The sequence below is a fragment of the Paraclostridium dentum genome, from assembly GCF_012922555.1.
GTDB classification, from domain to species: domain Bacteria; phylum Bacillota; class Clostridia; order Peptostreptococcales; family Peptostreptococcaceae; genus Paraclostridium; species Paraclostridium dentum.
Map to the genome: position 1 here is coordinate 42,106 of NZ_WIPK01000012.1, position 14,944 is coordinate 57,049.

General features: G+C 28.1%; 9 protein-coding genes. 7 read left to right on the forward strand and 2 right to left on the reverse strand.

The window, feature by feature from the left end:
* Positions 1-140 precede the first annotated feature (140 nt).
* The 3 genes from GFJ41_RS14700 (at position 141) to mprF (ending at position 5,759) form a co-directional block, all read left to right on the forward strand.
* Complete coding sequence (locus tag GFJ41_RS14700) at positions 141-2,639, forward strand: heavy metal translocating P-type ATPase (RefSeq protein WP_081949299.1); 2,499 nt, start codon at positions 141-143, stop codon at positions 2,637-2,639.
* A gap of 38 nt (positions 2,640-2,677) precedes the next feature.
* Entirely contained in the window at positions 2,678-2,890 is a 213-nt protein-coding gene (locus GFJ41_RS14705; RefSeq protein ID WP_035118093.1) for a heavy-metal-associated domain-containing protein, read from the forward strand.
* A gap of 277 nt (positions 2,891-3,167) precedes the next feature.
* The gene (gene mprF, locus GFJ41_RS14710) at positions 3,168-5,759 is read left to right on the forward strand and encodes a bifunctional lysylphosphatidylglycerol flippase/synthetase MprF (protein ID WP_170075732.1); all 2,592 of its coding nucleotides are present in this window, start codon (positions 3,168-3,170) and stop codon (positions 5,757-5,759) included.
* Between the two features lie 44 nt (positions 5,760-5,803).
* Here mprF and GFJ41_RS14715 read toward each other — a convergent pair whose 3' ends face one another.
* Positions 5,804-6,631, reverse strand: coding sequence for a Cof-type HAD-IIB family hydrolase (locus GFJ41_RS14715; RefSeq protein ID WP_170075733.1), 828 nt, complete (start codon positions 6,629-6,631; stop codon positions 5,804-5,806).
* A gap of 409 nt (positions 6,632-7,040) precedes the next feature.
* Here GFJ41_RS14715 and GFJ41_RS14720 point away from each other — a divergent pair, with 409 nt between their 5' ends.
* From GFJ41_RS14720 to GFJ41_RS14735, 4 genes are all read left to right on the forward strand, one after another.
* Positions 7,041-8,213 carry a MalY/PatB family protein gene (locus GFJ41_RS14720; RefSeq protein WP_170075734.1) on the forward strand — a complete coding sequence of 391 codons (1,173 nt, stop codon included), beginning with the start codon at positions 7,041-7,043 and terminating at the stop codon, positions 8,211-8,213.
* Positions 8,214-8,317: 104 nt separating this feature from the next.
* Positions 8,318-9,754, forward strand: a complete 1,437-nt coding sequence (gene nhaC, locus GFJ41_RS14725) for a Na+/H+ antiporter NhaC (protein WP_035118087.1) — start codon at positions 8,318-8,320, stop codon at positions 9,752-9,754.
* Between the two features lie 164 nt (positions 9,755-9,918).
* Positions 9,919-10,419, forward strand: coding sequence for an SPOCS domain-containing protein (locus GFJ41_RS14730; RefSeq protein ID WP_035118086.1), 501 nt, complete (start codon positions 9,919-9,921; stop codon positions 10,417-10,419).
* A 47-nt stretch (positions 10,420-10,466) separates the two neighbouring features.
* Positions 10,467-11,405, forward strand: a complete 939-nt coding sequence (locus GFJ41_RS14735; RefSeq protein ID WP_170075735.1) for a DUF11 domain-containing protein — start codon at positions 10,467-10,469, stop codon at positions 11,403-11,405.
* Positions 11,406-11,445: 40 nt separating this feature from the next.
* On the opposite strand, the gene GFJ41_RS14740 is transcribed toward GFJ41_RS14735, so the two are convergent.
* Positions 11,446-14,880, reverse strand: a complete 3,435-nt coding sequence (locus tag GFJ41_RS14740; RefSeq protein ID WP_170075736.1) for an isopeptide-forming domain-containing fimbrial protein — start codon at positions 14,878-14,880, stop codon at positions 11,446-11,448.
* Positions 14,881-14,944: the final 64 nt, after the last annotated feature.

Consider the following 14,944-nt stretch of genomic DNA (forward strand, 5'->3'; position numbering starts at 1 on the left):
AAAAATTTGAGCTATACTTATAGTATAGATATACCCCATGGGGGTATATTAAGAATCAAAGCGGCTGCAAAATATAACAAAATAAAATTAGATAGATTAAAGAGAAATAGTCTCTATAATAATATGAAAGGAGAAATAAAATGAGTAGTTTAATAAATAAAAGCTATAAAATAACAGGAATGACATGTTCAGCCTGTGGAAAGGCTGCTGAAAGAGCAGTTAAAAAAGTCGATGGAGTAGTTAATCAAAGTGTAAATATGGCTACAGAAAAAATTAATATAGAGTATGACGGTGATAAAGTTAAGTTTGAAGACTTAGCAAAAGCAATAAGAAAAGCAGGATACAATTTAATAGAAGATATCAATTACAATAAAGTAGATTTTAAGATAGGTGGAATGACTTGTGCATCTTGTGCAAAAGCAATAGAAAGGGCTGTTAATAAGTTAGATGGAATAGAAGATATCAATGTAAATGTAGCTACAGAAAGAGCAACTATCAACTATGATATATCTAAATTAAAATTAACTCAAATAAGAAATACTATTGAAAAAGCAGGGTATAAGGTGTTAGAAAAAAGTGAAAGTAAAAATGAAAATTTAGATGAAGATAAGTTAATAAAAGAAAAAGAAATGAAAACACTGTTTACTAAGTTTTTAGTTGCAGTAGGATTTTCGATCCCCTTACTATATATAGCTATGGGGCCTATGGTACCAAGTCCAATTGGGCCATGGCCAGTTCCAAATATTATAAACCCAACAACAAACTCTTTAAATTATGCTTTAATTCAATTAATACTAGTGATACCAGTAATGATTGCAGGAAATAAATTCTATAAAAATGGATTTAAAGCAATTATAAATAAAAGCCCGAATATGGACTCACTGGTAGCTATAGGAACATTAGCAGCTTTTGTATATAGTCTATATACAACGTTTCAAATGGCTAACGCTAATATGGTATCAAGTCATGAACACCACCAATTATACTATGAAAGTGCAGGTATAATAATAGCTTTAATATTACTTGGTAAATATTTAGAGTCAAGATCAAAAGGAAAAACAAGTGAAGCTATTAAAAAGCTTATGGGACTTCAACCTAAAGTAGCAATTGTTATAAAGAATAAAAAAGAAATAGAAATTCCAATTGAAGAGGTAGAAGTTGGAGATTTAATAGTCGTTAAGCCAGGAAGTAAAATACCTGTAGATGGTATAGTGATAGAAGGTCATACCTCTGTAGATGAGTCTATGCTTACAGGAGAAAGTATGCCTGTAGAGAAAAATATAGGAGATAAAGTTACAGGAGCAAGTATAAATAAAAATGGAAGTATAAAATTTAAAGCAGAAAAGGTAGGATCGGACACAGCCTTATCTCAAATTATAAGATTAGTTGAGGATGCTCAAGGTAAAAAAGCTCCAATAGCAAAGCTTGCAGATACAGTATCTGGATATTTTGTTCCAACAGTTATAACAATAGCTATAGTAACGGCATTACTTTGGTTTACAATTGGAGGTCAAGGTGTAGAATTTGCGCTTACAATATTTATATCAGTACTTGTAATAGCATGCCCATGTGCCCTAGGGCTCGCGACACCTACAGCAATTATGGTTGGTACAGGTAAAGGAGCAGAAAATGGAATACTAATAAAAGGTGGAGAAGCATTAGAGTTAGCTCATAAGATAGATACTATAATCTTTGATAAGACAGGAACAATAACAGAAGGTAAACCTAAAGTTACAGATATAGTTGTAAGTAAAAGTATAGATAAAGATTACTTATTAAAAATAGCGGCAAGTGCTGAAAAGGGCTCAGAACATCCATTAGGAGAAGCTATAGTAAGATTTGGAGAAGAAAAAAATATTGATTTCATGAAAGTAGAAAAATTCAGGGCTATACCTGGGTATGGTATAGAGGTAAGTATAGATAATAAAAACGTGTTACTTGGAAATAAAAAACTTATGGATGATAGAAAAATAAGTTTAGGAAATTTAAGTAAAACATCAGATGAATTAGCAAGTCAAGGTAAAACACCTATGTATATAGCTTTAGAAAATGAGTTAGGAGGGATAATAGCAGTAGCTGATGTAGTTAAATCAAGTAGTAAAAAAGCGATAGATAAACTCCACAGCATGGGGATAAAAGTTGCTATGGTAACAGGAGACAACAAAAAAACTGCTAATGCTATAGCAAAAGAAGTTGGAATAGATATAGTACTAGCAGAAGTTTTACCTCAAGATAAATCAAACGAAGTTAAAAAACTTCAAAATCAAGGAAGATTTGTTGCAATGGTGGGTGATGGAATTAATGATGCTCCAGCGTTAGCGCAAGCAGATATAGGTATAGCTATAGGCAGCGGAACAGATGTAGCTATGGAATCAGCTGATATAGTACTAATGAGAAGTGATTTAATGGATGTACCAACGTCTATAAAATTAAGTAAAGAAACTATAAAAAATATCAAACAAAACCTATTTTGGGCATTTGCATACAACACAGTAGGAATACCAGTAGCAGCAGGAGTATTATATATATTTGGAGGACCATTATTAAATCCAATGATTGCAGCAGCGGCAATGAGTTTAAGCTCAGTATCTGTAATTGGTAATGCACTTAGACTTAAAGGGTTTGAGTCTTATAAATAATATTGATAATTATAAAAAATTTAAGGAGATATTTAACTATGAAAAAGAAAATAACAATAACTGGAATGAATTGTGGACATTGTGTAGCAAGAGTAAAAGGAATTTTTGAAGAAAATAATAAGGTTAATAATGTAGATGTAATGCTAGAAGGATCTTATGTATTACTTGATGGGACATTAAGTGATGAGGAAATAGTTAAAATATTAGGTGAGGATTATCCTGTTGTTAGTATTGAGGAACTAGTAGCTTAAAATAATGTAAAATAAATTTTAATGATAAAAATTATTTAAATCAGCATATAACTTATAAGTTATATGCTGATTTTTATTTTCATATTGTAAAAAATAACAATTTCTAAAGAAAAAATTAAGAAATATCACTCAAAATATTTAAGAATTTTGTACTAATATACTAAGATAGAGGTCATATTTTACAGTAATGTTACATGTACATAACAAATTTGTAATAAAGCGAAAAAGCGTAATGTAATGTGGTAGACTTGATAAAGTAAAACAAATTAGAGAGGTGATGGTTATCAAAACAAATAAAAATAGACTAATACTAGGATTAAAAATATTATTTGTAGTAATTATTTTAGGAATAACAGCTAAAGAGTCAGCTAATATTATTAGCGGATTTAACATCGAAACATTTTATACTTATGCAGATCAGCTTACATTAGGAAATATACTTATTATTATTTCGCTGGGCATAATTTCATATATACCTTTAACTTTTTATGATTTTATAATCAAGAAGAGAGTTGGAATAAACTTAGATAATAAAAAATTATATAAATACTCATGGATTGCCAGTTCTGTATCTAGTATTGTTGGGTTTGGAGGAAGCAGTGCTATTGCTTTAAAAAGTCATTTTTACAATCCATATGTTAAAGACAAAAAACATTTAGCAAAAGAGGTATCTAAAGTAGTAGCTTTAAATCTAACTGGTTTTTCAATGACATGTTTTATATATTTAATAATGATGAAATTTAATCTTGGTAAAATTAGTATCACAAATGTGTTAACTATATGCATAAGTATGTATTTACCAGTTTTAACATTGATTTTAGTTGGAAGATATATAAAGTATAAAAATGAGGTAAGAAGGGATGTTATAGATACATTTAAAATAATAGGAATATCATTATTAGAATGGATTACAACTATAACTTTAGTTTATTCAATAGTGATAATATTAGGAGAAAATATATCGATAGCACAATTTTTCCCAATATTTGTAGCTGCTATAGCTGTAGCGATAATAAGTATGTCACCAGGTGGGGTAGGTACATTTGATTTAACTTTACTAACAGGGCTTAATGCTCTAGGTGTTGCATCAGAGAAGGTAATATTAGCTATATTTTTATATAGATTAACTTACTATATAATACCATTACTTATAGGCGCATTATTATATATATCTGAACTTTGGACCAAAGTAGATAAAAATAAAAAGTATTTAGTTTCAATAGTATCATCAAAATTTGCTCATTATGGACTAATTATATTAGTATTTTCTGCGGGATTACTACTTTTAGCATCACAAGCTATACCTGGTATGGTAGAGAGAATACATGTAGTAAATCAAATTTTAGGATTTAAAATTACATGTATGTCAGGTGGATTTTCTATTATAATTGGATTTTTACTAATTGCTATGTCTAGAGTAATAAGCTTTAAATCTAAAAATGTATATAAGATAACTATGGCATTAGTTATAATTGGAATTCTTGTATCTTTAATTATTAGATTTGAATATCAAGTTAGTATATATCTAATTATTGTAGGCGTAGTATTAAAAATTAGTAAAAACCAATTTTATAGAGATGGATTTGTAATGAGATGGGGAGATATATTAAAAAATACATTAATATTATTATTTTTCCAAGGATTATATATATACGTAGCTTATAATAACACTCATTTAAAAGTTTCTAGCAACTCCATATTTAATTTAAGTAATTACCATACTTTTGAACAAGTAAGTAAGTTTGGAGCAATAAGTACTATTGGATTTTTAATTGCAGTAGCGTTTTTAGTTATTTTATATTACTTAAATAAAAAGAATGATTTTGAGAAAGTTAAATTATATCAGTGTAAAGATAAAGTCGACAATATATTAAAAAAATATAATGGAAGCTCTGTAATTCACTTTGTAAATTTAAATGATAAGTTTGTATATATGAATAAAGATGAGGATGTTATGCTTCAATATCAAGTATATGCAAATAAGTTAGTAGTTCTTGGTAACCTTGTAGGTGATGACAGCAAGTTCTTTGAATCGATCCAAGAATTTTATGAAATGTCTGATAGATACGGATATATACCTGTTTTTACAGCAATAGATGAAAAGATGATACCTCATTTACATGAAACTGGATATGAATTTATTAAATTAGGTGAAGAGGCATCTGTAAACTTAGAAGAGTTTACGTTAGAAGGACGTAAAATGAAAAGTGTAAGAAATGCACTTTCTAGAGTTGAAAAAGAAGGATATACATTTGAAATGGTATATCCGCCATTTAGTAAAAGTTTTCTTGAAGAAATTAAAAAAGTTTCTGATGAATGGCTTGAAGGAAGACCAGAAAAAGGATTCTCAGTTGGGTTCTTCGATGAAGGATATTTAAGTTTAGATGCTATTGCTATAGTGAAAAATAAAGATGGAGGAATTAAAGGATTTACAAATTTAATGCCTATGTATGATGGCAATAAAACATTATCTATAGATTTAATGCGTTTCTCAAAAGATAGCTGTAATGGGATAATGGATTTTATATTTGTAAATTTATTTAAATATGGGATAGATCATGGATATTCAAGATTTAATATGGGAATGGCACCTTTATCTAATGTGGGAAGATCTAAATATTCATTTTTAAGAGAAAAAATGGCTGCTAAAATTTATTCTCATGGACAATACTTTTACTCTTTTGAAGGACTAAAGAGGTTTAAAGAAAAGTATTGTGAGTCTTGGGATGGAAGATATATGGCTTATAAAAAAAGAACTTCTCTTGTATTTACAATGATTCAAGTTATAATGCTAGTATCTAATGGGAAAAATTATAGATATGAAAGTTGTAACCATGACAGTGAAGCATTAAAACAAGAGTTAGCATAAGTTTGTTAAATAAAAAAACACTATTTAAAATAGTGTTTTTTTATTTAACTTAAAACAAACTTTTCTATAGCTTTAGCTACTCCAGATTCTGTATTTGGAAGAGTTATATATTGAGCAGATTGTTTTACTATATCTATAGCATTACCCATAGCGACTCCTATTCCTGCATATTCAATCATAGATAAATCATTTTCACTATCACCTATGCACATAACTTCATCTCTTTCTAAATTAAAATATTTTGCAAGTTGTGCTACAGCCTCTCCTTTAGAACTTCCCTTTTTCATTATCTCAAAATTATCATCCCAAGAAGAAACAATTTCAAGTTCGGGATTTAATCGTTTTAATTCTTTTTTCACTTTCATTAAATTCGATATATTATTTTTCTCTATACAAACACCTTTTAATAATTGATTTGGATATAATTTAAAAGCATTATCTATATTATCAATAACTTCAAATTTAATTTTTTCTTCATCTTTGAGACGTTTGTTTAAAACTTTATATATATGATTATCTGGAAGTTCCGTTGTAGATACTATGCCAAAATTACCAGTTAAGTAAGATAATAATCCATACTGTCTTGTAAGATTTAAAAAGTTTTTTATCTCATTAGAACTTAATGGATTATTATATATAGTTTCACCATTACTTCCACCAATAAATGCTCCGTTTGAAGCTATGATAGGAGTTTTCAAACCTATTTCATCAGAATATAATTTTGCACAATTATAAACTCTACCAGTAGTTATAGCTACGTGGACACCTCTAGAAACAGCTTCTTTTATAGCTCTTTTATTCTCTTCTGATACATTTTGTTGATCAATTAGAAGAGTTCCATCCATATCTATGCATATTAATTTTATAGCCATTTCAAATTCCTTCTTTCGATATTTTAAATGTATTTATTACAATTAATATTATATTACTTTGAAATGAAGATGTTAAATAGCAAAATCATATGATAATTATAGTAAAAACTTATAATTATAAATTTTGAAAATAATGTAAAGTAAAAATCAAAAAAGAGGGTTAATGGGTTGAATTATTCAACCCATTAACCCTCTTTTGATTTATTTATTACAAATTCAAAAACAAATTTTAAAACTTATATAACTAATACAAAAATGAATAACAAATATATTAACTAATATATTTGTTATTGCATTGAAATTTCAATGAATTCATTTTTAATCTGAAAATGAAATTTAGATTAAAAAGATTTGGCATAGATATTGCTTATACATTTAAGTATAAAGAATTTATTGGAGGTAGTAAATAATGAATTATAATTTTGATACTATAATTGATAGAAGTAATAACTTTGCAGCTAAATGGTCAGAAATGGATAAGAAATATGGAACAAATGATCTTATTCCTATGTGGGTTGCAGATATGGATTTTAAAGCAGCTCCATGCATAATAGATGCTTTAAGAAACAGATTAGAACAAGGAGTTTATGGATACACAACTAGACCACATTCTTACAATGAATCAATAGTAAACTGGGTATCTAGAAGATTTGGATGGCATATAAAAAGTGAATGGCTAGTTTTTAGTCCAGGAGTTATTCCTGCAATTAGTATATTGATACAAGAACTTACTAATCAAGGGGACAAGATAATGATACAAGAACCAGTATACAGTCCTTTCAATAGTGTAGTAAAAGATAATAAAAGAGAATTAGTTATAAGTCCTTTAAAGAAGTTAGAAGATGGAAATTATGTTATGGACTATGAAGATATCGAAGCTAAGATAAAAGATGTAAAAATATTTATACTTTGTAATCCTCATAATCCAGTGGGTAGAGTTTGGGCAAAAGAAGAACTAAAGCAATTAGGTGATATATGTATTAAACATAATGTAAAAGTTATCTCAGATGAGATACATAGTGATATAATTTTCAAAGGTCATAAACATATACCTTTTGCATCAATATGTAAGGAATTTGAACAAAATAGTATCACTTGTATGGCACCTACTAAAACTTTCAATATAGCAGGACTTCAAATGTCTCAAGTTATACTTCCTAACGAAGATGATTACAAAGCACTAGACTCAGCTTTTGCAAGAATAGATATTAGAAGAAATAATGCATTTAGTTTAGTTGCAACAGAAGCAGCATATAATCATGGAGAAGAATGGCTAACAGATTTTATTGATTATTTAGAAGGTAATATGGACTTTGCTGTTAATTATATTGGGCAAAACATGCCAAAGTTAAAGGTAATAAAACCACAAGGAACTTACTTATTATGGGTAGATTTTAGTGAACTTGGATTAAGTGATGATGAAGTTGCCAAGTTTTTAGTAGAAAACGCTAAAGTTGCATTAAACAATGGACCTTCATTTGGGATAGGTGGACAAGGGTATCAAAGAATAAACTTAGCTTGTCCTAGGTCTATGGTTGAAGAAGCTTTAACAAGAATAAAAAATGCTATAGATTCATTATAAAAAACTTAGACCTCAAAATTATATAAGACTTATTTTGAGGTCTAAATTTTAATAGTTATGAAAACGATACCAAAAAACTAATTGAAGAGAAAGGAAGTTTTCCCATGTGTAAAAATGTTGAAAAAAAGAAACCTACATTTAGATTTGCAGTTTTAGTTATGCTTGCGATTATATCTTTGACTACAGTTGGAATGGTTGTATTTAAGGCATCTATAACAACTATGTTTTTATTATCGTGGTTAATAGTTGTTCCGGCAGCTATGAAATTAGGTTATACGAATAGTGAAATTGAAGAATTTGGATTTTCTGTGGGAAAAGATGCATTTCAGTCTAACTTAATTATATTATCGGTTGGAGTATTAATTGCTACATGGATAGCAGCAGGAACAATCCCAACTATTGTGTATAGCGGGCTTACGATAATAACACCTAAATATTTTTTACTAACAGCACTAATAGTATGTTCTCTTACATCTATAGCAACAGGTACATCATGGGGAACTTTAGGAACTTCAGGTATTGCTCTAATGAGCATAGGTACGAGTATGGGAGTTCCAGCTGGACTTACAGCAGGGGCTATTATATCAGGTGCATTCTTTGGAGATAAAATATCCCCATTATCAGATTCTACAAATTTAGCTGCAGCTGTCTGTAAGACGGATGTAATAACTCATATAAAACATATGATGTACACTACCGTACCATCATATATAATATGTATAATTTTGTACACTGTAATTGGATTTAAATATGCAAACAATACAATCGATTATAATCAAATCAACGAAGTTATAAATGTTTTAGAAGCTAATTTTAATATAGGGTTTATTGCTTTACTACCAATAATCTTTTTACTTATATTGCTTTTATTACAAAAACCACCAATAGTATCAATATTAGCTTCTGCTATTCTTGGTGGAGTTATAGCAGTTTTCCAAGAAGGAGAAAAAATAGGAGATTTACTAAACTATATGCTAAATGGATACTCTGTAGATACAGGGCTTGAATATGCAGACAAACTACTAAATCGTGGTGGAATGATGAGTATGGCAGAAACTGTATTACTAGTATTTATAGTTTTTGTTATAGCAGGGATACTTCAAAAAACTGGATTCTTAGAAGTTTTACTACAACCTATGATTGAAAAAATTGGGAACTCTAGAACTAAGTTAGTAGGAGCAACATTTATAACTAGTTATTTTGCAAATGCATTTAGTTCTTCTATGATGTTCACATCTGTATTTGTAGGAACTGTTATGTCACCTTTGTATAAAGAATTTAAATTAAAACCAGAAAATTTATCTAGAATAATAGAAGATACGGCAACTCTTGGCGGACCATTAATTCCATGGAATTCAAATGCAATATTTTGTAGTCAAACATTAGGGGTGAGCCCATTTGACTTTATACCATATTGTTTTTTAAGTTGGATAACTCCAATCATTTCATTTACTTATGGAGTAACAGGATTTTCTATGAAAAAGTATACAGATGAAGAACTTAATGAAATTAGAGAACTTGAAGTTGCGGATAACATATAGAAATTTATAATTATCTAAATTTAAGCTAAAAAAGAAGAGAATATTCTCTTCTTTTTTTATATTTTAAGATGATAGTTATTTAAATCAACAAGTTTACATATTATTTAATATATTGGATAAAAAGTATATTAAAAATTAAATATAAATATTATGGAGAATATTATATGGAAGTAAATTTAAAAAAAATGAATTGTAAATTATCTTGTTTTGAAGAACTGCCGCCTTTAGAGTATTTTAAGCAATTAAACGTATATCAAAATTTACATTTAAGTAGTAAAAACTTAGATATTTCAAATATAGAAAACACAAATCCAAAAATAGAAATATACTCAACTAAAATAATTGATACTAAAATAACTGAAAGTATAAAAGGTACATCTCTAGAGGGGCAACATTTAAGTGGTAAAAATCTTATCGTAGTAGGCAATATAAATATGAGCTTGATATTAGAATGCAGTACTAAAGGTAAAAAAAATAAAAGTGCTAAAAAGAGAGAAATTATTAACTTTAATATGCCTTTTAGTACAGTTATTGTAATACCAGAAGATATATGTACAACAAACACAATAAACTTAAGGTATTTGATTGAAGATATAACAGTTGCTAAAATTAGTTTAAATCAAGTTTTAGTAAGTGTTACTATGCTAATACAATATGTAGATTGATACAAATTTATTAAAATGTAACTATACAAAGTAGAAAAGGTGATTCAATGAGGGTTGTCAATGAATGTAGAGTTGATTTTAAATATAGATTAACTCAAGATAGTCCATTAGTGACGAGAACAAATTTTAGCAATTTAGTATCAACGGAAATAATAAAAGATATGTTGAACGTAGAAAAGTTTGTAGATAAAAAATGCACATATACATTTGATATATTAACTTATAGTATAGTTATAACTAATACAAGTAATTTTACAATTACGAATGTATTTTTTAAAGATAAAATACCAAAAGGAACTGTTTTTATAGAAAACTCAGTAAAAGTGGACGACATCAAAAAAAGGTGCTTAAGACCTGATAATGGTTTTTATATAAATAAAATTAATTATAGAAGTAGTGTAATCATAAGATTTAAGGTTATAGTTTTACCTCAATGTTTTACACAATCAATAACTAACTTTTCAACTATCCAGCAAAATCATATATTAAATATAGAGGAAGCGCCTGTTAAATTAAATATTGATAGTAACATTGTAAGTAGTGAATTTCAGAGAAAAGTATTTAAGCAAATAAACATATGTGAGATCATAAGGTTAAAAAAAGATATTACTAAAATCTTAAAATATGAGGTTAATGTAAAAGTATTAGAGTCAAAAATAGTAGATAGTCCAATCAATAGAACGAATCAAAAAAATAGATCTAACATGTGCAACTTAGTTGTTATTGGATCTATAGAGTATAAAATACATTTTTTATCTGGAAACAAAGAAAACAATAATGTTAATATAATTAGATATCAATTTGGATTTTCATCGTACTTAATGACACCTATAGGAATTGCATACATAAAAAATGAAAATATAAAAGTTAACGTGGATTATGCTTCAGCAAATTTAATAAATAAAAACTTAATAGTTACTAGCACAAACTTATATATGTATTTTGAAAATAATTTAAATAAAAATAAAAAGTTAAATCCCGTATAAAAGATTAAAAAATAGTCTTAATATAAGGGATTTTTTTAATTTAAAAACTTGGATCTATATTTAATACAGTTTGTTCAGGATAAGGATTAGTAACCGATTTAGCGGTTAATATAAAATCATATCTAGTTCCAAGTGGATTATTTAAAGGAATTAAAGCATTTATTTGAATAACCTTAGTTGTATTAGGTGCTAAATTTGACATTATAGGCAATGTTTGTTGGTATAGTGTGTTTTTTGGAACATCAGCTATTTTAACATTATCTATATACAGTGTGTATGGTATTCCTACTTTTTGTATTATCAATGTGAAATCATCATAACCGCCACCTGTATTTTTGAAGTAGTCTAATATAACAGCAGTATTACCAGGCTGTGTAACTATAAATGAAGTGGAATCATTTATTTTGGTTAATGGATCTGGAGTAAGTGATACACCAGGAGCTAAAGTACAAGTTATTATATTACTTTTTTCACCACTGTAAATTTTTGAAGGTGATATATCATTATAATAAGATACAGCAGTTGCTTGTGTAGCTATAGAAGTGCCAGCTCTAAGTGTTGATTGAGGAACTACTGTAAAGTATACATATCCAGTTGTAGAAGCATCTAACTGAGGTATTGATATAATAATTTTCTTTGAAGTTGAGTTGTAAGAAGCAGTACAAAATACTGCTGTATTTACTTCATAGAATAAGAAATTTCCACTTATAGGTATCTCTATAGTTCCATTTACAAGTTTAATAGAACTATTATTTTGGAATGTTAATTTAAACTGCATTACTGAGTTTATATTTATATTTGCATTTTGATTATATACTGTAGAATTTGATTTATCTGTTGCAGTTAAATTTAAAACTAAATTAGGATGATTTATAGTTACAGTTAAACTTTTACTAACACTAGAAAAACTTCCTCCTTGAATTTGTTGATATAAACATTGAACAGTATTAGATTGAGTTGATGTTGTCACATTTAAACTTTTATTTGCATTGGTAATTTTACAAACCATAGTATAATTGATTGTTTGTGAAGAGTTTCTAGCATCTACAGTACCTTCACTAGGAAATGTTACTATATTAGAGGAAACTGTTGGAGTAATAGGAACATTGTTTCTTGTAGTTGGACCTACATAAGATTGACCTCCACTTGGTAGAGTATCTTTTAGATAGAAACCATAAGCAATAGTTCCTTGAGGAACAGTTACTCCTATTAAATAAGTTATATTAGATCCAACTTTAAATAAATCGGATATATTAGTTTTTGAAAGTGATATAGCTAATGAAGATAAAGTTATAGATGCAGTTTTTATAAGGTTAGAGTACTGATAATTTGAAGAACCTTCCTCATAAGCTTGTGAGTAAGGATTTGTATTAGTAGCTGTAGTTGTTATGTTAACTCCAGGAGCTAATACAGAGCTTATTGTAACCTTATAAGTTAAGTTTAAGGATTGACCAGGAGCTAACTTACTTATACTTACAACTATATTATTATTTTGTATATTTATAGAAGAATAACTTCCTGAACCACTAACTTTTAAGCTACTTGAGTCAAGTGTAAACCATGATGATAAAGTATCACTAAGTGTAAAGTTAAATGCATCTGTTTCAGTTCCTAAATTATTAGTATTAGATATGGTAACTGAGTAGGTATAAACTTCATTTGATTTTATAGCATTTTTATTAGGACCATTTACAGCTTTAGTTAGTTGTAAATTTGGAGTACCTATATTGAAGTTTACTTGAGCTCTGTTACTATAAGCATATCCATATGTGTTTATTCCTTTTAACTTCATTAGGTTTGCATTTTGTGTAGATGAACCTAGTTGAGCTATTGGAACTTTAAAGTTAATTGTAGCTGATGATAACCCTGGAATATCACCATAATAAAAGTCGACACCATGAGGACTTATAAGTTTAGGAGAAGCAATTGGATTATATCCTGTATACGCATAATTTAAGTTGTTTATAGGGTCTGCTGAAAGAGGGAAGAAATCATCTATATAAACTTCTTTTTGAATAGCTTTCAAGGTTGAAGCATTATATGATAATAAATACTCAGCTAAATCTCCTGGAGCTAGAGTATTTATAGTTTTAGGAGTTCCATCTTTGTAGTATCCTTTTACAAATTGCTTTGTTATAGAACCGACACTTATACTAGAAGACACACTAGAATTATCTGTTACTGTTGATAATGGGCCAATAAGTACTCCTGATATATTTGTAGTAGCCAAAAATGGATCAGATGCAACTACTGGAAGATTTAAAGATTGACTATCTTTTTTATATCTATAGTAACTGTCAACTTTTGCAGATATAGTTACAGTTTTAGTTGAGTTTTGAGTAGCTAAGCTAAAGTTATATGTTAAATTAAATCCTTTAAGTATTGGATCATCAAAAACAGATGTAGGCGTTGAGGAACTAGAAATATAATATATTCCATCTGGTAAAAAATAATTAACAACTATATTTTGAATATTATAATACTGACCAACTTTATATACATAAGTATATGTTACAGTACTTTGAACATCTACCAAACCTTTACTTGTAGACGTAGTAATAATTAAATCCATAGCAGAAAATTTAGTATTGCTATCTGAGCTTGAAACAACAAGTGGATCTGCTGAGTTCATATTTATAAGCATATTTAATTGGGTTCCATGAATTATAAAATTCCCTTGATTATTATTATATTGATTCCAAACAGCATAATTAAAATTTAAAGTTGTGGTACCACTTACGGATAAATTAATATTCCCATAATAAATTTGAGTATAAATTTTACCATTTATACTTATTACGCTTATAGTAGGATTTATAAATTTAGAAGAATCTGTGCCTGATACATTGATGTTTCCAATATATCTAATACCATCTTCTAATAAAATTGATATGTTTACTAGTGATGTAGAAGTAGAATTATTATAAAACTTACAAGTTGCAGTATTAACTTGAGTATAATCATTTAAATAAGCTGAAGTACCTGCTCCTTTTAATACTTTACCTGCAGTAGAAATCGTGCTATAAAATCGCACTGTTTTAAATGTCATATCTATCTGTTGCGTTATAACTTCATTTCCTATATCATAAATTCCTCTTGGCATAGTATCAACCTGGCAAGAAACAGTGATTCCTGAAAATGTGTAGTCAAAGGGAATTGTTGTTCCATTTTTAAATTTAGTATTACACTTTACAGTTATAGAAAAAGTGTAATCAACTTCAAGTGGAGCTAAATCTTTTAAATTAATCCAAGAGTAAGTAATACTATTATCAGCATTAGTTACACTAGATGTCTGTGTTATCGTTGAGCTAGAAAGTACCATGCCATCGGGTAGTTTTAAAAACAAACCTAAATTATATAATCTTTGAGAGGTGCTTAAATTTTTTATTTTTATATCAAATGTAGATGTATTACCGACCAAGATAGGTATATTTTGGGTTTTATCAATAGTCATACTCAGTATATTTGAAGACATGAAATCACTCCTTTTAATAAAATATATTCAATCTAAATACTTTGTGATACGACAAATTATTTAA

Bases quoted from the DNA above. Each gene is read 5' to 3' on its own strand.
- GFJ41_RS14700 (WP_081949299.1), top strand. From the start codon at position 141: ATGAGTAGTTTAATAAATAAAAGCTATAAAATAACAGGAATGACATGT.
- GFJ41_RS14705 (WP_035118093.1), top strand. From the start codon at position 2,678: ATGAAAAAGAAAATAACAATAACTGGAATGAATTGTGGACATTGTGTA.
- mprF (WP_170075732.1), top strand. From the start codon at position 3,168: ATGGTTATCAAAACAAATAAAAATAGACTAATACTAGGATTAAAAATA.
- GFJ41_RS14715 (WP_170075733.1), bottom strand. From the start codon at position 6,631: ATGGCTATAAAATTAATATGCATAGATATGGATGGAACTCTTCTAATT.
- GFJ41_RS14720 (WP_170075734.1), top strand. From the start codon at position 7,041: ATGAATTATAATTTTGATACTATAATTGATAGAAGTAATAACTTTGCA.
- nhaC (WP_035118087.1), top strand. From the start codon at position 8,318: ATGTGTAAAAATGTTGAAAAAAAGAAACCTACATTTAGATTTGCAGTT.
- GFJ41_RS14730 (WP_035118086.1), top strand. From the start codon at position 9,919: ATGGAAGTAAATTTAAAAAAAATGAATTGTAAATTATCTTGTTTTGAA.
- GFJ41_RS14735 (WP_170075735.1), top strand. From the start codon at position 10,467: ATGAGGGTTGTCAATGAATGTAGAGTTGATTTTAAATATAGATTAACT.
- GFJ41_RS14740 (WP_170075736.1), bottom strand. From the start codon at position 14,880: ATGTCTTCAAATATACTGAGTATGACTATTGATAAAACCCAAAATATA.